The sequence below is a fragment of the Streptomyces sp. CB02009 genome (assembly GCF_001905825.1).
Taxonomy (GTDB): domain Bacteria; phylum Actinomycetota; class Actinomycetes; order Streptomycetales; family Streptomycetaceae; genus Streptomyces.
Genome location: NZ_LIVV01000006.1, coordinates 332,476 through 352,169, shown reverse-complemented (window position 1 = coordinate 352,169; position 19,694 = coordinate 332,476). Strand labels below are relative to the sequence as shown.

The window sequence follows — 19,694 nt, the reverse complement described above, 5'->3', positions numbered from 1 at the left end:
CTCTGCGCATTTGAACGCATACGACAGCCAACTGCGCGCCCCGGGGAAAGGACGCGATGCCATGCCGGAGACCGCATCCACCACCCGGGCCCCGGACGCCCTCCTTCCGTCCCTCGCCCCCCTGCTCCACGAATGGCTGCCACGGCAGCGCTGGTTCGCGGGCAAGGGCCGCCGGGTCACCGGATTCACGCTGGACGCGGCCACCGAGCTGCTGCCCCTGGACGGCGCGGGCCCCGGCCTCCTCCATCTGCTCGTACGGGTCGAACAGCCGGGCCGCCCGGCCGACACGCCCGCCGACTGCTACCAACTGCTCCTGGGCGTACGGACCCAGCTCCCGCCCCGCCTCGCCCCCGCCCTGATCGGGCGGATCCGGCAGGGACCGCTCGCCGGACGCGCCGTGTACGAAGGGCTGCGCGACCCGCGGCTCGCCGGCCTCCTCTACGAGCGACTCCGCACCCCGGGCCGGACCGGCCCGCTGCACTTCCACGCCACCACGGCGCTCCCGCCCGCACTGGCCCCCCGCATGCTGGACGCCGAGCAATCCAACTCGTCCCTGGTGTACGGAGATTCGTTCATCCTGAAGATCTTCCGCCGGGTCAGCCCCGGGGCCAACCCGGACCTGGAACTGCCCCTCGCCCTCGCCGGAGCGGGCTGCGCCCGGGTCCCGGCACCGGTCGCCTGGTTCGAGAGCGGGGCGGCCACCCTGGGCGTCCTCCAGCCGTACCTGCGGGACTCCCGCGACGGATGGCGGCTCGCGCTCGACGCGCTCGCCGACGGACGGGACTTCACCGCGGAGGCGCGGGCGCTCGGCCGGGCCACGGCCGAGGTCCACCTCGCCCTCGCGGAGGCGCTGCCGACCCGCCGGCTCGACCGGGCCGAGACCGAGCAGCTGGCCGCCGCGATGGACCGCAGGCTGCACGCGGCGGCGCAGGCCGTACCGGCGCTGCTGCCGTTCGTCCCCGGCCTGCGCGCCGTCTTCGAGGCGGCGGGCGGCGCCTCGGGCGACGGGTTCGTCCAGCGCATCCACGGCGACCTGCACCTCGGGCAGACCCTGCGGGGGTCCGACGGCGGCTGGGCCGTCATCGACTTCGAGGGCGAGCCGGCGAAACCGCTCGACGAACGGCGCAGCCCGCAGCCCACGGTCCGCGACGTGGCCGGCATGCTCCGCTCCTTCGACTACGCGGCCCGCACGCACCGGCCGTGGAACGCGGAATGGGCGGCGCGGAGCCGCGCGGCGTTCTGCACGGGGTACGCGGAGGCCTCGGGCGCGGATCCTCGGACGGATCCGGCGCTGCTGCGGGCCTACGAGACGGACAAGGCGGTGTACGAGGTCGTGTACGAGGCGCGGCACCGGCCGGACTGGCTCCCGGTCCCCATGTCCGCCATCGAACGCCTGTCGACCCCCCAATGACCCGGCCGCCCAGCACCCCCCGCGCACCCCCACACCACGTGCCCGAGCCCACCCCTCTGGCCCCGGATCCCACAGGGGGCTCCCCTCGCGTGCCCACGCCGACACCCCCCGTGCGGGCCACGCCCGCACAACCCACCCCTCGTGCAGGCCCGCGCCCGCCCCCTCGCCCACCCCCGTGTGGGCAATCGTCCCGCAGGGCGGGACGGGTGGGCACACGGGACGGCGCCCTTGGCGGCGCCTCCGCCCCTCGTGCCTGGACCCGCACCACCAGTGCACCGCGCGCGGGGTGCGGGTCAGGGCGCGGAAGCCTGGGCCCGGCAAGGGGCGCCGTCCGTTGTGCCCACCCGTTCCGCCCCGGCGGAACGATTGCCCACAACGGGGTGGGCGGGTGGGCGGGCTCCGCCCCGGCGGAAGGCCAAGGCAGGGGTGCGGGTGGGCTCCGCCCCGGCGGGACGTCCGGGCGGGAGGCTCCGGCTCGGCGGAACGTCTGGGCGGGGGGCTCCGGCTCGGCGGGGCGTCTGGGCGGGGTGCCGCACCAGGGCACCCACCCGCCCGGCGGAGCAGGTTCCCGTCGCAGAGCGCGGGCGCCGCCCCCGGGCCCCCCCACCCCCCACCCGCCGCACCGCCCGTTCGGCCGAGTGTCCCGTCCCCGTACCGCACCGTTGCGCAGTCATACCCCCCGTACCCCCAGGAGGCATCCCGGTGACCGCCCGCCCCGCAGGCAAGTCGGCCCGCAGCAGCACAGCAGCCAAGAAGGGCAGGAGCGCCGCCAAGCCGCCCGCACCCGCCCCCGCCCCCGCCCCCGCCACCACCTCCCGCCAGGCCCCACCGCTCGACCCGGTCGACCGGGCGCGTCTGCTCGCCGGTGAGCACCACGATCCGCACGGCGTGCTCGGCGCGCATCCGGTGCGCGGCGGCGTGGCGGTCCGGGTGCTGCGCCCGTGGGCGAAGGAGGTCACCGTCCTGGCGAAGGACAGGCGGATCCCGCTCCGGAGCGAGGGCGACGGGTTCTTCTCCGGTCTCCTGCCCCTGCTCCGCAAGGTCCCCGCGTACGAGCTGCGCGTCCGGTACGACGACGGCCCCGACGAGCTCGCCGTCCACGACCCGTACCGCTTCCTGCCCTCGCTCGGCGAGCTCGACCTGCATCTGATCGGCGAGGGCCGGCACGAGGAGCTGTGGACGGCCCTCGGCTCCCACACCATGACCCACGGCGGGGTCGCCGGCACCCGCTTCGCGGTCTGGGCGCCGAACGCCCGGGGCGTCCGCGTCACCGGTGACTTCACGCACTGGGACGGCACGGGGCTGCCGATGCGCTCGCTGGGTTCGACGGGCGTGTGGGAGCTGTTCGTGCCGGGGGTCGGCGAGGGCGCGCTGTACAAGTACGACATCACGCGGCCGGACGGGACGCACACCGTCCGCGCGGACCCGATGGCCCGCCGTACCGAGTGCCCGCCGAACACCGCGTCGATCGTCACCGCCTCGCACTACACCTGGGACGACGCCGAGTGGATGGCGCGGCGCGGGACGCGTCCGCCGCACGAGGCGCCGATCTCCGTCTACGAGGTCCATCTGCCGTCGTGGCGTCCGGGGTTGAGCTATCGCCAGCTGGCCGAGCAGCTGCCCGCGTACGTCCGCGACCTCGGTTTCACGCATGTGGAGCTGATGCCGGTCACCGAGCACCCCTTCGGCGGCTCGTGGGGCTACCAGGTCACGGGCTTCTACGCGCCGACGGCCCGCATGGGCACCCCCGACGACTTCAGGTTCCTGGTGGACGCCCTGCACCGGGCGGGCATCGGGGTCCTGATGGACTGGGTGCCGGCGCACTTCCCGAAGGACGACTGGGCGCTGGCCGAGTTCGACGGGCGGCCGCTGTACGAGCACGAGGACCCGCGCCGCTCGCACCATCCCGACTGGGGCACCCTGGAGTTCGACTACGGCCGCAAGGAGGTGCGGAACTTCCTGGTCGCGAACGCCGTGTACTGGTGCCAGGAGTTCCACATCGACGGGCTGCGGGTGGACGCGGTGGCGTCGATGCTCTACCTGGACTACTCGCGGGAGCACGGCGAGTGGCTGCCGAACGAGCACGGCGGGCGGGAGAACCTGGACGCGGTGGCCTTCCTCCAGGAGATGAACGCGACGGTGTACCGGCGCTGCCCGGGGATCGTGACGTTCGCGGAGGAGTCCACGGCCTGGGACGGTGTGACGCGGGCGACGGACCAGGTGGGGCCGGGCGGCTTCGGCGGTCTGGGCTTCGGCATGAAGTGGAACATGGGCTGGATGCACGACTCGCTGGAGTACGTGCAGAAGGAGCCGGTGCACCGCAAGTACCACCACCACGAGATGACGTTCTCGATGGTGTACGCGTACAGCGAGAACTACATCCTGCCCATCTCCCACGACGAGGTGGTGCACGGCAAGCGGTCGCTGGTGTCGAAGATGCCGGGCGACTGGTGGCAGCAGCGCGCCAACCACCGCGCCTACCTGGGCTTCATGTGGGCGCACCCGGGCAAGCAACTGCTGTACATGGGCCAGGAGTTCGCGCAGGGCGGCGAGTGGTCGGCGGACCACGGGCCGGACTGGTGGCTGCTCGATCCGGCGTACGGCGCGGAGGCGGACCACCGGGGGGTGCGGGATCTCGTGCGCGACCTGAACACGGTGTACCAGGCGACGCCCTCGCTCTGGGAGCGGGACACCGCGCCGGACGGCTTCCAGTGGGTGGTCGGGGACGCGGCCGAGGACAACGTCTTCGCGTTCCTGCGCTTCGACGCGTTCGGCTCGCCGCTGCTCGCGGTCTCGAACTTCTCGCCGGTCGTACGGCACGACTACCGGCTGGGGGTGCCGGACGCGGTGGTGGCCTGGTCGGAGGTCCTGAACACGGACGCCGGCCGGTACGGCGGCGGGGACGTGGTGGGGCGTGATCCGGTGAAGACGGAGTCGGTTCCGCACCACGGGCGTTCGGCCAGCGTCCGGATGACGCTGCCGCCGCTCGCGACGGTCTGGCTGCGCCCCGCCTGAGCCGGGTCGGGGCCCCGGTCGGCGGGGCGGGAAAGGTCACCGAGTGTCCGATAATTGACGGTCGTTCAGTTGATGGTTCACTCGTTCGGGCATTGCACCCGTTGTTCGGATATCTTCGCTGTCCAGATCAGGCCGTCAGGCCCGGAGGGGCGGGGAATGATGCAGGACACCGTCGCGCGGCGTCTGTCGCCGCAGCTCTGCCACCGGGTGCGCGGCGAGGACACCTTCCCCGTCGAGTGGCTGCCGCTCGACGGGGGCGACGGCTTCGCGGTCCGGGCCGCCTGGCCCACCGACCACCCGTTCTTCACCCCGGTCCGCCGGGGTGAAGAGCGGTGTCACGACCCGCTCCTGATCGTCGAGACGCTGCGGCAGGCCTCGATGGCCCTCCTGCACTCGGTCCACGGGCTTCCGCTGAACCGGCACATCCTGCTGAGCGAGATCTCCCTGACCTGCGACCCGACGGGCCTCTCCGTCGCGGGCGACGAGCCGGGCATCGAGATCCGGTTCGCCGAGACCGTGGTGCGCGGCGCGCAGTTGGCCGAAATGCTGGTGGAGTGGACGGTGCGGCGCGGCACGCGCGTGGTGGCGACGGGCGGTGGCCACGCGCGGTTCGCCGGCGGCGCCGCGTATCGCCGACTGCGCGGCGGGCACGTCGAGGCCGGCGTCGTCCACCCGGGGCCCTTCGCCCGCCGGGCCCCGGCGCCGCTCGCCGGGCGGACGAGGCGCGAGGACGTCCTCCTGGCCCCCACCGGCCGGGAGGGAGTGTGGGAGCTGATCGTCGACACCGGTCACCCCACCCTCTTCCCGCGGCCCAACGACCACATACCGGGGATGCTCTTCCTGGAGGCGGCCCGGCAGGCCGTCTCCGCCGCCGTGTGGCCCCGGCCCTGCCTGCCGACCGGGCTGCGGATCCGCTTCGACCGGTACGCCGAGTTCGACGGCGGCCCCTGCCTGCTCCGCGCGGAGCCACGGGGCCCGGCGGAGTCCGCCGGGGCGGCGGGGGCGTCCGCCGGGGCGGCCGGGGCGGCCGACGTACCCGGGACGTTCGAGGTCACCGGGTACCAGGACGGCGCGCGGCTCTTCAGCTGCGAGCTGCGGACCGGATGATCCCGAGCCGCTGGGTCGCGCGGGTCAGGGCCACGTACAGGTCGTTCGTCCCGTGCACGGCCCCGGCCACGATGCCCTCCGGGTCGACGACCAGCACGGTGTCGAACTCCAGGCCCTTCGCCTGCCGGGGGTCGAGCAGCACGACCGGCCGGGTGAGGTCGGGAGCCGGGCCGTACGCGGCGTCGGGCAGGGCGGCGATCAGACCGGGGTGCAGCTCCGGCGGGGCGATCATGGCGATCCTGCCCTCGTCGCGCAGCTCGCTCGCCACCGCGTCGGCGGCCTCCTTCACCGGGTCGTCCACCGTCCGGTCCCAGGGCTCCACCCCGGTGGACCGTACCGAGCTCGGCGGCTCGAACGCCGGGTCGTCGGCCCGTCGCACCGCGGCGGCGACGGCCATGATCTCCGCGGGCGTGCGGTAGTTGACCCCGAGGCGCACCAGCTCCCACCGGTCCTCCACGTACGGGGCGAGGATCCGCTCCCAGGCGCCGACGCCGGCCGGGTCGCCGGTCTGGGCGGGGTCGCCGACCAAGGTCATCGAGCGGGTGGGGCTGCGGCGCATGAGGAGCCGCCAGGCCATCGCGGAGAGCTCCTGCGCCTCGTCGACGATGATGTGCCCGAAGGCCCAGGTGCGGTCGGCGGCGGCGCGTTCGGCGGCCGTGCGGTGGTCGGCCTCCTCGTGGCGCTCGGCGAAGCGCTCGGCGTCGATGATGTCGTGGGCGGAGAGGACCTCGGAGGCGTCCTTGTCCTGCTCCTCCTTGTCCTCGAACTCGTAGGTGCGGGAGGCGTAGGAGACGTCGAGGACGCCCTGGGCGTACTGGATCTGCTTCTGCCGTTCGGCCTCCTCCGCGGCCCGGACCGCGGAGTCGTCCTCGCCGAGGAGTTCGGCGGCCTCGTCGAGCAGCGGTACGTCGGCGGGCGTCCAGGGGCCGCCGTCGCGCCGGATCTCGCGGGCGTCGGCCTCGTCGAGGCCGGTGGGTTCGGCCAGGTAGTCGGCGAGGAGGTCCTGCGGGGTGAGCGCGGGCCAGAGGGTGTCGATCGCCGCGTACACCTCGGGGTTCCCCGCGATGCCCTTGGCGAGCAGGGCGATGTCGTCGGGGCCGAGGAAGTTGGGGCCGCCGTAGGGGTCGGCGCCGATCCGGTCGGCGAGCTGCTCGGCGAGCGCGTCGAGGATCCGGAAGACGAAGTACGGGCGGGCCAGGTTGTGCGGGAGGGCCGTCTCGCGGGCCTTGTGGCGGGCCTCCAGGGCCATGTCCCAGTCGATGACCAGGTCGCCGTCCTCGTGCGGGACGATCAGCGGCTCGCCGCGCTCGGGGACCTGCTGGCGGTCCCGTACGGCCGCGGCGAGGGCTTCCGCCATGGCGGCGGAGCCCTTGACGGCGGCGGCGCGGGGAGTGTCGGTGCCGGTGGCGCGGACGCCGGGGAACAGCTCGGCGGGGGTGGCGAGGAGGACGCCGGTCTCGCCGAGGGACGGCAGGACGTTGCCGATGTAGCCGAGGAAGGCCGGGTTGGGGCCGACGATGAGGACGGCCCGCTTGGCGAGCTGCTCGCGGTGCGCGTAGAGGAGGTAGGCGGCGCGGTGCAGGGCGACCGCCGTCTTGCCGGTGCCGGGGCCGCCCTCGACGACCAGGACCCCGCGGTGCGGGGAGCGGATGATGCCGTCCTGCTCGGCCTGAATGGTCTGCACGATGTCGTGCATCCGGCCGGTGCGGGCGGCGTCGAGCGCGGCGAGCAGCACCTCGTCGGCGTCGCGGTTCTCGTGCCCGGTGCGGGTGGCGTCGCCGAGGTCGAGCACCTCGTCGTGGAGTGCCGTGACCGTCCGGCCGAGAGTGCTGATGTGCCGGCGGCGGGAGAGCCCCATCGGCTCGTACCCGGTGGCGAGGTAGAACGGGCGGGCGACCTCGGCGCGCCAGTCGACGACCAGCGGGGTGCGGTTCGGGTCGTCCTCGCGGATGCCGAGCCGGCCGATGTGGTGGTCGCGCCCGTCCTTGAAGACGAGCCGGCCGAAACAGAGCCCGCTCTCCCCCGCGTTGAGCGCGGCGAGCAGCCCGGACTGCTCGGCGACCATGACGTCGCGTTCGAGCCGGCCCTGGTTGCCGCCGACCCCGGGGGTACGCAGGGCCTGCTCGACGGCGGCCTCGGCCTGGTCCCTCAGGTCGTCGAGTCGTGTGTAGAGATCGGTGATGAATTGCTGCTCGTTCCGAAATTCCTCGGTTGACAATTCGACTCCCGGCGCGATACAGTGCGTTTACTGAACTTCTCTGCGCCCGTGGTCATTCCGGGCGCAGAATCCATTAATATACGCGATGAAATACCCCGACTGTCAATTGTAGTCGGGGTATTTCCGTATGCCCTGCCGGACGGTCGGGCGGCGGTGCCCGACGGCCGGGGCCGTCTAGGCGAGGACGTCCTCCAGGTCCTGCAGCAGGCGGCGCTTGGGGCGGGCGCCGACGATCGACTTCACGGGCTCGCCCGCCCGGAAGACCATGAGGGTCGGCGTCGCCAGGACGCCGTACCGCACGGTGGTCTCCGGGTTCCGGTCGACGTCGATCTCGACGACCCGGAGCCGCTCCGACTCCTCCGCGGCGATGGCCGCGAGCACCGGCGTCAGCTGCCGGCACGGTCCGCACCACTCCGCGGTGAACTTCACCAGGACCGGCCGCCCAGCGGCCAGCACCTCCGCGTCGAAGTCCGCGTCGGTGACCTCGGCCACGCCCTCCGCGTACGTCCTCATCCTTGCCTTCCCTCCGTCGTCGCCGCTTCCGTGTCCCACTCCGCACCGAGCTCGCACCGGGGCTCGGGGCCGTGCGGCAGCTCCGCCTCGGCCCGCAGCAGCTGCGCGCCCACCTCGGCGCGCACCGCCTGGAGCTGGGCGATCAGCCCGTCCAGCTCGGCGACCTTCCGCCGGTAGACGGCGATCGACGCGGGACAGGAGTCCCCCGCCGGATGCCCGGCGCGCAGGCAGTCGACGAACGGCCGCGTCTCCTCCAGCTCGAACCCGAAGTCCTGCAGGGTCCTGATCTGCTGGAGGAGGCGCAGGTCGTCCTCGTCGTACGTGCGGTAGCCGTTCTCCGTGCGCCGGGCGGCCAGCAGGCCACGGGACTCGTAGTAGCGCAGAGTCCGTGTGGTCGTTCCGGCCCGCTCGGCGAGCTCTCCGATGCGCATGTCCACGACCGTATGCCTTGACGTCCACGTCAAGGCAAGGAGTCAGGAGCGGGCGGGCGGCAGCAGCGGTTTCCGTTCCACCGGGGACGAGAGCACGATCGACGTCGTGGTCCGGCCGAGCGCCGACGTCTGCTCCAGGACGTCTTCGAGGTGGACGGTGTCGGTGACGGCGACCTTGAGGATCCAGCAGTCCTCGCCGACCACGTGGTGGACCTCCAGCACCTCGGGGCGCGCGATCAGTTCCAGCGTCCGCGGGTGCTTCAGGGTGTAGCCGCCGTGCGGGTTCACCCGGATGAAGGCCTGGATGCCGTATCCGAGGCGGGCCGGGGAGACATGGGCGCCGTAGCCGGTGATCGCGCCGCTCGCCTCCAGGCGGCGGACCCGCTCGGTGACGGCGGCGGGGCTGAGCCGGACGCGGCGGCCGAGCTCGCTGAGCTTGATGCGGCCGTCGCTCTGGAGGAGGTCCACGATCTGCCGGTCGACGGCGTCGAAAGCGGCCGCCGAGGTTTCGTCGGCGGCCGGCCGCGAATGCCGTGGTTCCTTCGGTGCGACTGCCCCGACTCCCATGGTTCCCCCTTCAGAAGGCGAACGGAGAACGTAACACTTGAGGGGTGGAACAAGGGACTTGGGACGATGGGACGGCCATGAAAGACGTACTGGTCATCGGCGGGAACCGCTATTTCGGAAAGCGGCTCATCGCTCTGCTGAGGGAATCCGGGCACCGGGTCACGATCCTCAATCGGGGTTCTTCCGCAGCGCCCGACGGAATCGAGCAGCTCGTCGCCGACCGCGACGACGAGGCCGCGCTGGAATCCGTCCTCGCGGGCCGCTCCTTCGACGTCGTCGTGGACCAGGTCTGCTACACCCCGCGGCAGGCGGAGATCGCCCGACGGGTCTTCGCGGGGCGCACCCGGCGCTATGTGATGACGTCGACGGTGGAGGTGTACGCGTACGAGGACTCGGCCTCGCCCGTCGCCGAGGACGCCCTCGACCTCGGCACGGTCAGCGTCGACACCGGCGCGGCCTGGGAGGACCCGGAGTTCCGCGAGGCGCACTACGGGGAGGGCAAGCGGCAGGCGGAGGCGGTCTTCGCGGGGGCGGGTGCCGGTGCGGGCGCGGGCACGGGTGAGGGCGTCGGCGGGGGCGGGCCCGTGGACGGCGGGGGTCCGCCGTTCGCGTGGGCTTCGGTACGCGTGGCCCATGTACTGGGCGGCGCCGACGACTTCACCGGCCGGATCGACCACTACGCGCGGCGCATCCGGGCGGGCGAACCGATCGCCGTGCCGGTCGTGAACCACCCGGCGACCTATGTGTACGTCGAGGAGATCGCCGCCTTCCTCGCCTGGGCGGCCGTCGGCACGGACTTCACCGGCCCGGTGAACGCCCATTCCCACGGCCCGCTGACCACGGCCGAGATCTGCGCCGCGATCGAGCGGCGGGTCGGCGGCCGGACCGTCTTCCGGGAGGTGGAGGTCGGCGAGATCTCGCCGTTCTCCTTCTCCCGCTCGTACGGCATGGACAACTCCCGCGCGAACGGACTCGGTTACTCCTTCTCGCACTCCTCCGCCTGGCTCGCGGACGCCGTCGCCGAGACGGTCGGCGAGGTGAGGGCGTGACGCGCCACCGGATGCTGGGGGACGTACGGGTCGGCGCCGTCGGCCTCGGCACCATGCCGCTGTCCGTCGAGGGCCGGCCGGACGAGGCGCGGGCCGTGGCCACCGTGCACGCCGCCCTCGACGCGGGCGTGACCCTGCTCGACACCGCCGACTCCTACCACCCGCCGGACGGCACCCCCGGCGAGGGCGAACTGCTCGTGGCGCGGGCCCTCGCCTCGTACGGAGCCGGCTCGGACGGCGTACTCGTGGCGACGAAGGGCGGACGGGGCCGGACGGCGGACGGCGGCTGGACCGTCGACGGGCGGCCCGGGCACCTGCGGCGGGCGGCGGAGGCCTCCGCGCGCCGGCTCGGCTCCACGCCGATCGGCCTCTACCAGCTGCACAAGCCCGACCCGGCCGTCCCGTACGCCGAATCCCTGGGCGCGATAAGGGAGTTGCTGGACGCGGGGACCATCCGGCTGGCAGGGGTCTCCAACGTCGACACCGAGCAGATCCTGCTCGCCCGCGAGATCCTGGGCGACCGGCTGGTCTCGGTGCAGAACCGCTACTCGCCGGCGGTCCGCACGAGCGAGGCGGAGCTGCGGCTCTGCGCGGAGCTGGGCCTGGCCTTCCTGCCGTGGAGCCCCCTGGGCGGCATCTCGCGCAGTTCCCTCGACGGCCCCTCCGCCCAGCGGGAGGACCCGGAGTTCGGGGCCTTCCACAGGGTGGCGCGGGCGCGCGGGGTCGGCCCGCAGCGGGTGGCCCTGGCGTGGCTGCTCGCCCGCTCGGAGGCCGTCCTGCCGATCCCGGGGGCGAGCCGGCCGGAGTCGGCACGGGACTCGGCGGCGGCGGGGGCGCTGGTGCTGACGGCGCAGGAGGTGCGGGAGCTGGACGGGGTGTGACCCGCGACCGGGTGTGCAGGAGGGCGCCCCCGTCCGGAGGCGCCCTTCCCTCGGGCCCCGGATCCGGCTCAAGGCCCGGGACCTGACTGTGGGGGCGTACGGAGTTTCTCCCCCGAGACGCAGCGGCCCCCGCCCAACCGCCCCGCGCCTCTCGGCGTCTGACGCCCGCCCGCGCCTCTCGGCGTCAGACGCCTGCCCGGGCCTTCTCCTCGCCCTCCTCCGCGCGCTGGTCCGGGACCTCCGTGGGAGTCGGCGCGTGGTCGTCCACCAGCGTCTTCTCGTCGAACGGCACCCGCCCGGCCAGTACCTCGGCGACCCGCTCCTTGTCGATCTCCTTCGTCCACGTCCCGACGAGCACCGTCGCGACCGCGTTGCCCGCGAAGTTGGTCAGCGCGCGCGCCTCGCTCATGAAGCGGTCGATGCCGACGATCAGGCCCACCCCGTCGACCAGCTCGGGCCGGTGGGACTGGAGGCCGCCCGCGAGGGTGGCGAGACCGGCGCCGGTGACGCCCGCCGCGCCCTTCGAGGCGATGACCATGAAGACGAGGAGGGAGATCTGCTCACCGACGGAGAGCGGGTCGCCCATCGCCTCGGCGACGAAGAGCGAGGCCATCGTCAGGTAGATCGCGGTGCCGTCGAGGTTGAAGGAGTAGCCGGTCGGCACGGTGATGCCGACGACGGGCTTGCTGACGCCCAGGTGCTCCATCTTCGCGATGAGCCGCGGCAGCGCGGACTCGGACGAGGAGGTGGAGAGGATCAGCAGGAACTCGCGGCCGAGGTACCGGAGGAGGGTCCAGATGTTGAGCCCGGCGACCAGCCGCAGGAGCGTCCCGAGGACCACGAAGACGAAGATCGCACAGGTCAGGTAGAAGCCGATCATGATGACGGCGAGCGACTTCAGGGCGTCGACGCCGGTCGCGCCGACGACGGCCGCGATCGCGCCGAACGCGCCGACCGGGGCGGCCCACATGATCATGCCGAGGATCCGGAAGACGAGCCGCTGGATGTGCCCGATCCCGCGGAGCACCGGTTCGCCCGTCGCGCCCATGGCCTGGAGCGCGAAGCCGGCGAGCAGCGCGACGAGGAGGGTCTGGAGGACCTCGCCCTCGGTGAAGGCCGAGACGATGGTCGTGGGGATGATCCCGAGGAGGAAGTCCGGCGTGGACTCGCTCGCGCCCTCGGCCTGCTTGGCGCCGGCCTCGGCCAGCTCCTTGGTGAGGTGCAGCCCGGAGCCGGGCTCCAGGATGTTGCCGACGACGAGGCCGATCGCGAGTGCGACGGTCGACATCAGGAGGAAGTAGCCGAGGGCGAGACCGCCCACGGCGCCGACCTTCGCGGCCTTCCGGACCGATCCGACGCCGAGCACGATCGTGCAGAAGATGATCGGCGAGATCATCATCTTGATCAGGTTGACGAAGCCGGTTCCCAGCGGCTTCAGCTCGACGGCGACGCCGGGTGCCAGGAATCCGACCGCGATGCCGAGCACCACGGCTCCGATCACGGCCAGGTACAGATAGTGCGTACGGTCCCGCCCTGCGGCCACGGGGTCCTCCTCGTGCTGATGGGTGTCCACGTCCCGGTGGACTCCGAGAGCATCCAACAGCCTGTGACCGGGGTCACGGTTACGTACGTTTCGTTCACGACCGAACCGTGCGGACGGGGCGGAGGAGGCACGGCGGGGGACGGCGGCGAGGGAACGATTCGGGAACGCAATGCGTCGGCGCACCGTCCCACGTGCACACTTACCCGCATGCGTCTCCCCCTCCCCCGCCCCCGCAGCCTGGCCGGCCAGCTCTTCGCGATGCAGGTCGTGCTCGTGGCCGTCGTCGTGGCCGGGTGCGCGGTCTTCGCATACGTCACGGACCGGGCGCAGGCCGAGGAGAACGCGCGGCGCCAGGCCACCGCGACCGCCGCCGCCGTCGCCGACTCCCCGTCCGTGCTCGCCGCGGCGCGGTCCGCCGACCCGACGGCGGTGCTCCAGCCGTACGCCGAGGCGCTGCGCCGCCACGCGGGCGTGGCCTTCGTGGTGATCATGGCGCCGGACGGCACGCGCTGGACCCACCCCGAGCCGGAGCAGATCGGCCGGACGTACCTCGGTCACATCGAGGAGGCGGTGGCGGGCCGGACGCACTCCGAGACCCATCTGGGGGTGCTCGGCCCTTCCGTGCGGACGGTGGCACCGGTCTTCGACGGAGGCGGCCGGGTCGTGGCGCTGGTCAGCGCGGGCATCACGATCGAGAAGATCAGCGAGCAGGTACGGGAGCAGGTCGCCGCGCTGCTCGGCATGGCGGGCGCGGCGCTCGCGCTCGGCGGGGCGGGCACGTACGTGATCAACGCGCGGCTGCGGCGGCACACCCACGGCATGAACGCGGCGGAGCTGAGCCGCATGCACGACTACCACGAGGCCGCGCTGCACGCGGTCCGCGAGGGGCTCGTGATGCTCGACGGGCGGCGGCGGATCGCGCTCATCAACGACGGTGCGCGGGAGCTGCTGGGGCTGGACGAGGGGGTCGTCGGCCGGCCGGCGGCGGAACTCGGCCTCCCCGCGACGCTGACGGGCGCGCTGCTGTCCTCGGAGCCGCGGGTCGACGAGACGCATCTGACGGCGGACCGGGTGCTGGTGGTCAACACCCGGCCGGTGGTGGGCGGGGAGCGCCGCGGCACCGTCGCCACGCTCCGGGACCGCACGGAACTCCAGGCGCTGTCGGGCGAGTTGGACTCGGAGCGGGGATTCACGGAGGCGCTCCGCTCGCAGGCCCACGAGGCGGCGAACCGGCTGCACACGGTCGTGTCGCTCATCGAGCTGGGCCGGGTGGCGGAGGCCGTGGAGTTCGCGACGGCGGAGCTGGAGCTGGCCCAGGCGCTCACGGACCGGGTCGTGGACGCCGTCGGGGAACCGGTGCTCGCGGCGCTGCTGCTCGGCAAGGCGGCGCAGGCGAACGAGCGGGGCGTGGAGCTGGTCCTGACCGAGGACAGCCGCATCGACGACGGCCTGGTGCCGTCGGCGCTGCCGTCCCGGGACCTGGTGACGATCCTCGGGAACCTCATCGACAACGCGGTGGAGGCGGCGGGAGGCACCCCGCACGCCCGCGTGACGGTCACGGTCGCGGCGCGCACGGGAGACGGCGAACTGCTCCTCCGGGTCTCCGACAACGGCCCCGGCGTCCGCCCCGCCGACCGCGACGCGGTCCTGGGCCGGGGCTGGAGCACCAGGGGCCCGGGGCGGGGCCTGGGCCTGGCCCTGGTGGGCCAGGCGGTGTCCCGCGCGACGGGCACGCTGGACGTGACGGACGCGGAGGCGGGCGGGGCGGCCTTCACGGTCCGCCTCCCCCTGCCGGCGCCGATGCCGGCGGCCGCGCAGGTGCCGACAGCCGTGCAGGTGCCGAAGGCCGTACAGGTGCCGGCGGCCGTACCGGTGCCGACAGCCGTGCCGGTGCCGGCAGCCGTGTCGGTGCCGCGCGGCACACCCGGCACGCCCCCCGCCGGCTCTTCCGAGGTGGTCTCGTGAGCGTGCCTCCCCTGCGGGTGCTGGTCGTCGAGGACGATCCCGTCGCCGCCGACGCCCATGCCCTGTACGCCGGCCGCGTCGACGGGTTCACCGTCGTCGGCGTCGCCCACTCCCGGGCCGCCGCCGTGCGCCTGCTGGAGCGGACGCCCGTCGATCTGATCCTGCTCGACCTGTACCTCCCCGACGGCCACGGCCTCCAGCTGCTGCGCGCGCTGCGCGCCGCCGGGCACTCGGCCGACGTCATCGCCGTGACCTCCGCCCGCGACCTGGCCGTCGTCCGTGAGGGCGTCTCGCTCGGCGTCGTCCAGTACGTCCTCAAGCCCTTCGCCTTCGCGACCCTGCGGGACCGGCTCGCCCGGTACGCCGAGTTCCGGGCGACGGCGGGCGAGGCCTCCGGGCAGGACGAGGTCGACCGGGCGCTCGCCACCCTCCGGGCCCCGCACCCCACCACCCTTCCCAAGGGCCTGAGCGCGCCCACCCTGGAGTCCGTCACCCGGACCCTCCGGTCCACCCCGGCCGGGCTCACCGCCGCCGAGGCCGGCGCGGCCGTCGGGATCTCCCGGATCACCGCGCGCCGCTACCTCGAGCACCTGGTGACCGAGGGCCGGGCGGTGCGCGCCCCGCAGTACGGTCAGATCGGGCGGCCGGAGCTCCAGTACCGCTGGCTCGACGGCCCCGACCGCGGTCACTGATCGTCTTCGCCCCCGCCACCGGCGGTTACCGGCCAGTTCCCACGTTCCTACGACTTCTGAGGTTTGGGGGAACGCACCGTAGCCCGCCGTCACCCTCCGCACCTACGTTGACCGGGTGCACCAACCCTCACCACCCTTCAACGCCCTGGCCGCGCGGCGCTTGCGCGAGGGTCTCGGCATGACCCCCGGTCACGTCGCGTACGGCATGCGCGCGCAGTACGGGCTCCTCGTCGATCCCGACGCCGTCGTCGCGTGGGAACGCGGCCGCGCCGTCCCCGACGAGCAGGAGCTCACCGCCCTCGCGGGCGTCCTGTGGTGCGCCCCCGCCGAGCTCATCGCCGCCGCCACCACCCTCCGCGAGCACCGGATGACGCGCGGCCTCGCCCCCGAGGAGCTGGCCCGGCGGGTCGGCGTCTCGGCCGCCGCGTACCAGCGCATGGAGGACGAGGGCCGCTGGCGCGGCACCGAACGCCAGACGGCCGCCCTCGCCGAGGTGCTCGGTCTCGGCCCGCGCGCCCTGATCACCGCCACCGGCGGCGACGAGGACCTCGCGGAGCTGCTGCGGAACGCCGCCACCACCCACCGCTGGCAGGCCTACGTGAAACCGGCCGTGAAGATGCTGCCGCTGCCCAGGAAGACCCTGGAGTACGCCCTGCAGCGGCTGCACACCGAGTACCACGCACGGATGGCGGCGACCAGCAGCTGGGGCGCCTCGGCCGGCACCGGCAACGAGGGCCGCGCCTATCTCGACGGGATCACCGGGCACTTCTGGGCCGCCGTCGGCGCGTAGCGCCGGATTCCGCACCCCCGCCCGTACATTGGCGCGGTGATACGACACATACCCTTCGAACGACTCCACAACTTCCGCGACCTGGGCGGATATCGGACCGCCGACGGCGGAACCGTGCGGTGGGCGACCCTCTACCGCTCCGACTCCCTCGCCAAGCTGGCGGACGCCGACCCCGCCGACCGGGAGCGCTTCCGGGCGCTCGACGTGACCACGGTGATCGACCTGCGCTACCCGTGGGAGATCGCCGCCAAGGGCCGCCTCCCGGAGACGGCGGACATCTCCTGGCACAACCTCTCCATCGAGCACCGCCCCTACGACCAGGCGGAGATCGATCCGGACCTCGACCCCTGGCGCTACCTCGCCGACCGGTTCGCCGAGGTCGCCGAGGACGGCGCGGTGGAACTCCGTACGGCCCTGGAGGTGATCGCCTCCGCCGACGGGCCGCTCGTCTTCCACTGCGCGTCGGGAAAGGACCGTACGGGGCTGCTCGCCGCCGTCGTCCTCGCCCTCCTGGGCGTTCCGGACGAGGAGATCCTCGCGGACTTCGCGCTCACCGAGCTGGCCACGGAGCGGCTGATCGCCGACTGGCGGGCCGCCCACCCCGGCCGCGAACTCCGCTGGCCGGGCTACGGCCGGGCGCCCGCCGACGTCATCCGGCTCTTCCTCGCGGACCTGCGCGCGCGGTACGGCTCCGTGGACGCGTACGTCACCGGCCACGTCGGGCTCGATCCGGCGGTGGTGACGGCGCTCAGGGCCCGACTGGTCGAGCAGGCGTCGCCGTCACGCTGAGGTCCGAGGCGACGGTCCCGGGGACGGTCGGGGAGCGACGGTCCCGGGACCGTCCGGGAACGACGGCCCCGGGACCGTCCGGGAACGACGGTCCCGGGACGAACGGCCGATGTCGCGCCGCGCCCCCGCTCAGTCCCGCCGTTCGAAGGAGAACAGCTGGCCGGCCGCGTCCGGGGTGCACGGCGCCTGGGCCAGCTTCGCCCAGGCCGCCTCTCGGTCGCCGACGACGGTGACGCAGGTGCCGGGGGTCGCGGAGCCGACCGGGACGATCCGGTAGCCGCGTACGGCCCCCTCGGGGGTGCCGTACGGCTCCAGGGCGAAGGCCTCGACCCGGCTGGGGTCCCCGCACTCGGAGTCCTCGTACGCCGAGTCGGGTATCCGGCCGCCGGAGGGTATCCCGGAGCAGCCGGGGCCGAAGTCGGGGTGGTCGGAGACGATCCTCCACCGGCCGGTGCCCACCGTCGCGAGCGAGTAGCGGGGGAAGTCCGGCTCCGCGCACGGCACCTGATGGACCTGCCCGGTGCGGGTGCCGCGCCGTTCGGCGAGGCAGAAGTCGGTGCCGGTCACCCGGATGCGTACGTCTCCGACGGCGGGGGCCACGGCGGCGGGGGTGCCGGGCGGGCGGCCCGCGCGGCCGGTGCCGCCGTCGCGGAGGAGGGCGACGACGCTGAACCCGGCGAGGACGAGCCCGGCCACGGCCACGGCGGCGACGAGCGCGCGCCGTATGCGGGACGTGGCGGGAGGGGTCCGGGACGGGGTGCCGGGACCGCCCTGCGGGGCGGCTACGGCTACGGCTGCTGCCTCGTGCCCGGGCCAGGCGGGGGGCGGTCCGGCGGTCTCCGCCGGGTCGGCATCCGCCGGGTCGGTTCGCGCCGGGTCGACATCCGCCGTATCGGTATCCGGGTCCGTGTCGCCATCCTGGTCCGCGTCGGCCGTCCTGTACGCCCCCCGTCCCGCCAGCTCCGTCCGTACCGTCCGCCACTCCGCCAGCTCGTCCGGGGTAGCCCCGCAGGCGCGGACGAAGGCGGTCAGGAGTTCCTCGCGGGGCAGGGTCGCGCGGGCCAGCATGTTCGCCACGGTGGACCGGGGCAGGACGTCCCCGCGGGCCTCGGCCCGGACCGAGAGCTCGCGGTAGGTGAGGCCCGACCGGTCCTTGAGGGCCTGGAGGCGCGCGAGGAACTCGGCGGGGGTGCGTGCCTCGCGTGGGTCAGGGGTGTGCCGCCCCGGTGTCATCCGCGCCTCTTCCCTTCGAACGGGCCGACCGAACTCCGCCGGACAGGGGTTGGGACATGTCCGGGACAAGCCCCAAGCCTTGTTGATCGCACGCCGCGGCTCAAGAGTGGAACCCGGCATTTCCAGGGGTGATGCCGGGCACAGCGGAGTGGCCCCGACCGTCCACGGGGGGACGGTCGGGGCCACTCGGGTGTGCCGGGGTCCCGGCGGGAATCCGGGACAGGTCGGGACGGAGGTCCCGACGGCGGGGACGTACGGACCGGGCCGCTCCTGCAGGGCCGTAGGGTCGGGGCCGTACGGACGAGGCCGCACCTACGGACCGGCCGCTCTGCGGGGCCGTACGGACCCGGCGTCCCTAGAAGACGGACTCCGCCTCGCGGATGCGGTCCTCCGGGACCGTCTTGAGGCGGGTGACCGCCTCGGCCAGCGGCACCATCTCGACGCCCGTGCCGCGCAGCGCCGTCATCCTGCCGAACTCGCCGCGGTGCGCGGCCTCCACCGCGTGCCAGCCGAAGCGGGTCGCGAGCACCCGGTCGTACGCGGTCGGCGTGCCGCCGCGCTGGACGTGGCCGAGGATGACCGGGCGGGCCTCCTTGCCCAGGCGCCGCTCCAGCTCGACGGCGAGCTGGTTGCCGATGCCCTGGAAGCGCTCGTGGCCGAACTGGTCGATCTCGCCCTTCTTGTACTCCATCGAGCCCTCGACCGGATGGGCGCCCTCGGCGACGCAGATGACGGCGAACTTCTTGCCGCGGGCGAAGCGCTCCTCGACCATCTTGACCAGGTCGTCGACCTCGAAGGGCCGCTCGGGCAGGCAGATGCCGTGGGCGCCGCCGGCCATGCCGGACTCCAGGGCGATCCAGCCGGCGTGGCGGCCCATCACCTCGACGACCATCACCCGCTGGTGGGACTCGGCGGTGGTCTTGAGGCGGTCCATGGCCTCGGTGGCGACGCCGACGGCGGTGTCGAAGCCGAACGTGCGGTCCGTGGACGAGATGTCGTTGTCGATCGTCTTCGGGACGCCGACGACGGGCATGCCGGCGTCGGAGAGCATCCGGGCGGCGGTCAGGGTGCCTTCGCCGCCGATCGGGATGAGGACGTCGATGCCGTACTCGCGGGCCAGGTCGGGGGCGGATTCGGCGGCCTCGGCCAGCCGGTTCCGCTCCAGGCGCGCGGAGCCCAGGATGGTGCCGCCGCGGGCCAGGATGCCGCTGACGGCATTGAGGTCGAGGGGTCGGTAGTGGCCGTCGAGGAGGCCCTTGAAGCCGTCCTCGAAGCCGATGACCTCGTCGTCGTGGCCGGTCAGCGCCCGGTGCACGACCGACCGGATCACTGCGTTCAGGCCGGGGCAGTCGCCGCCTGCGGTGAGGACTCCGATGCGCATCGTGCTGTGTCTCCTGCTCGGTCGCGTTCCTGGGTGAGCCAGAGCGATTCTCACACGCCCGGCCTGAGGGGCGCGCTCGCCGCCGCTCCGCGCGTCCCTCCCAGGGCGG

Annotated in this window: 16 protein-coding genes; 9 read left to right on the top strand and 7 right to left on the bottom strand. The window is 73.7% G+C overall.

Annotated elements, in window-relative coordinates:
• Positions 1-61: 61 nt before the first annotated feature.
• The 3 genes from AMK27_RS25410 to AMK27_RS25400 all read left to right on the top strand — a co-directional run bounded on the left by AMK27_RS25410 (position 62) and on the right by AMK27_RS25400 (position 5,533).
• Positions 62-1,411: a maltokinase N-terminal cap-like domain-containing protein gene (locus AMK27_RS25410; protein ID WP_073912549.1), complete on the top strand. Its 1,350-nt coding sequence runs from the start codon at positions 62-64 to the stop codon at positions 1,409-1,411.
• A gap of 702 nt (positions 1,412-2,113) precedes the next feature.
• Positions 2,114-4,426 carry a 1,4-alpha-glucan branching enzyme gene (gene glgB, locus AMK27_RS25405; RefSeq protein WP_198955940.1) on the top strand — a complete coding sequence of 771 codons (2,313 nt, stop codon included), beginning with the start codon at positions 2,114-2,116 and terminating at the stop codon, positions 4,424-4,426.
• A 156-nt stretch (positions 4,427-4,582) separates the two neighbouring features.
• Positions 4,583-5,533, top strand: a complete 951-nt coding sequence (locus tag AMK27_RS25400; RefSeq protein WP_158076931.1) for a ScbA/BarX family gamma-butyrolactone biosynthesis protein — start codon at positions 4,583-4,585, stop codon at positions 5,531-5,533.
• On the opposite strand, the gene AMK27_RS25395 is transcribed toward AMK27_RS25400, so the two are convergent.
• The 4 genes from AMK27_RS25395 to AMK27_RS25380 all read right to left on the bottom strand — a co-directional run bounded on the left by AMK27_RS25395 (position 5,508) and on the right by AMK27_RS25380 (position 9,262).
• Entirely contained in the window at positions 5,508-7,751 is a 2,244-nt protein-coding gene (locus tag AMK27_RS25395) for a HelD family protein (RefSeq protein ID WP_073912547.1), read from the bottom strand. The genes AMK27_RS25400 and AMK27_RS25395 overlap by 26 nt on opposite strands.
• A 174-nt stretch (positions 7,752-7,925) precedes the next feature.
• Positions 7,926-8,264: a thioredoxin family protein gene (locus AMK27_RS25390; protein WP_073912545.1), complete on the bottom strand. Its 339-nt coding sequence runs from the start codon at positions 8,262-8,264 to the stop codon at positions 7,926-7,928.
• On the bottom strand, positions 8,261-8,695 hold the full coding sequence (locus tag AMK27_RS25385; RefSeq protein ID WP_073913216.1) for a MerR family transcriptional regulator: 435 nt from the start codon (positions 8,693-8,695) through the stop codon (positions 8,261-8,263). Before AMK27_RS25385 ends, AMK27_RS25390 begins: the two co-directional genes overlap by 4 nt.
• Positions 8,696-8,737: 42 nt before the next feature.
• The gene (locus AMK27_RS25380; protein ID WP_073912543.1) at positions 8,738-9,262 is read right to left on the bottom strand and encodes an Lrp/AsnC family transcriptional regulator; all 525 of its coding nucleotides are present in this window, start codon (positions 9,260-9,262) and stop codon (positions 8,738-8,740) included.
• A 77-nt stretch (positions 9,263-9,339) separates the two neighbouring features.
• Between AMK27_RS25380 and AMK27_RS25375 the strand changes: the two genes are divergently transcribed.
• Positions 9,340-10,311 carry an NAD-dependent epimerase/dehydratase family protein gene (locus AMK27_RS25375; RefSeq protein ID WP_073912541.1) on the top strand — a complete coding sequence of 324 codons (972 nt, stop codon included), beginning with the start codon at positions 9,340-9,342 and terminating at the stop codon, positions 10,309-10,311.
• A gap of 11 nt (positions 10,312-10,322) precedes the next feature.
• The gene (locus AMK27_RS25370) at positions 10,323-11,192 is read left to right on the top strand and encodes an aldo/keto reductase (protein WP_073913214.1); all 870 of its coding nucleotides are present in this window, start codon (positions 10,323-10,325) and stop codon (positions 11,190-11,192) included.
• 184 nt (positions 11,193-11,376) lie between these two features.
• Here AMK27_RS25370 and AMK27_RS25365 read toward each other — a convergent pair whose 3' ends face one another.
• Positions 11,377-12,765, bottom strand: a complete 1,389-nt coding sequence (locus AMK27_RS25365) for a cation:dicarboxylate symporter family transporter (RefSeq protein ID WP_073912539.1) — start codon at positions 12,763-12,765, stop codon at positions 11,377-11,379.
• Positions 12,766-12,942: 177 nt separating this feature from the next.
• Between AMK27_RS25365 and AMK27_RS25360 the strand changes: the two genes are divergently transcribed.
• The 4 genes from AMK27_RS25360 to AMK27_RS25345 all read left to right on the top strand — a co-directional run bounded on the left by AMK27_RS25360 (position 12,943) and on the right by AMK27_RS25345 (position 16,971).
• Entirely contained in the window at positions 12,943-14,700 is a 1,758-nt protein-coding gene (locus tag AMK27_RS25360) for a sensor histidine kinase (RefSeq protein WP_241847599.1), read from the top strand.
• Positions 14,697-15,392: a response regulator gene (locus tag AMK27_RS25355; RefSeq protein ID WP_073912537.1), complete on the top strand. Its 696-nt coding sequence runs from the start codon at positions 14,697-14,699 to the stop codon at positions 15,390-15,392. Before AMK27_RS25360 ends, AMK27_RS25355 begins: the two co-directional genes overlap by 4 nt.
• A gap of 178 nt (positions 15,393-15,570) precedes the next feature.
• Positions 15,571-16,182, top strand: a complete 612-nt coding sequence (locus AMK27_RS25350; RefSeq protein ID WP_241847598.1) for a helix-turn-helix domain-containing protein — start codon at positions 15,571-15,573, stop codon at positions 16,180-16,182.
• A 36-nt stretch (positions 16,183-16,218) separates the two neighbouring features.
• Positions 16,219-16,971, top strand: coding sequence for a tyrosine-protein phosphatase (locus AMK27_RS25345; protein ID WP_073912532.1), 753 nt, complete (start codon positions 16,219-16,221; stop codon positions 16,969-16,971).
• 129 nt (positions 16,972-17,100) lie between these two features.
• Here AMK27_RS25345 and AMK27_RS42425 read toward each other — a convergent pair whose 3' ends face one another.
• The gene (locus tag AMK27_RS42425; protein ID WP_073912529.1) at positions 17,101-18,204 is read right to left on the bottom strand and encodes a helix-turn-helix domain-containing protein; all 1,104 of its coding nucleotides are present in this window, start codon (positions 18,202-18,204) and stop codon (positions 17,101-17,103) included.
• A gap of 355 nt (positions 18,205-18,559) precedes the next feature.
• Positions 18,560-19,585: an ATP-dependent 6-phosphofructokinase gene (locus tag AMK27_RS25335; protein WP_030321192.1), complete on the bottom strand. Its 1,026-nt coding sequence runs from the start codon at positions 19,583-19,585 to the stop codon at positions 18,560-18,562.
• Between the last annotated feature and the right edge of the window lie 109 nt (positions 19,586-19,694).

Coding starts and splice junctions, on each gene's coding strand:
- AMK27_RS25335 (WP_030321192.1), bottom strand. CDS start 19,585: ATGCGCATCGGAGTCCTCACCGCAGGCGGCGACTGCCCCGGCCTGAAC.
- AMK27_RS25390 (WP_073912545.1), bottom strand. CDS start 8,264: ATGAGGACGTACGCGGAGGGCGTGGCCGAGGTCACCGACGCGGACTTC.
- AMK27_RS25410 (WP_073912549.1), top strand. CDS start 62: ATGCCGGAGACCGCATCCACCACCCGGGCCCCGGACGCCCTCCTTCCG.
- AMK27_RS25370 (WP_073913214.1), top strand. CDS start 10,323: ATGCTGGGGGACGTACGGGTCGGCGCCGTCGGCCTCGGCACCATGCCG.
- AMK27_RS25360 (WP_241847599.1), top strand. CDS start 12,943: ATGCGTCTCCCCCTCCCCCGCCCCCGCAGCCTGGCCGGCCAGCTCTTC.
- AMK27_RS25375 (WP_073912541.1), top strand. CDS start 9,340: ATGAAAGACGTACTGGTCATCGGCGGGAACCGCTATTTCGGAAAGCGG.
- AMK27_RS25385 (WP_073913216.1), bottom strand. CDS start 8,695: ATGCGCATCGGAGAGCTCGCCGAGCGGGCCGGAACGACCACACGGACT.
- AMK27_RS25400 (WP_158076931.1), top strand. CDS start 4,583: ATGATGCAGGACACCGTCGCGCGGCGTCTGTCGCCGCAGCTCTGCCAC.
- AMK27_RS25350 (WP_241847598.1), top strand. CDS start 15,571: ATGACCCCCGGTCACGTCGCGTACGGCATGCGCGCGCAGTACGGGCTC.
- AMK27_RS25380 (WP_073912543.1), bottom strand. CDS start 9,262: ATGGGAGTCGGGGCAGTCGCACCGAAGGAACCACGGCATTCGCGGCCG.
- AMK27_RS42425 (WP_073912529.1), bottom strand. CDS start 18,204: ATGACACCGGGGCGGCACACCCCTGACCCACGCGAGGCACGCACCCCC.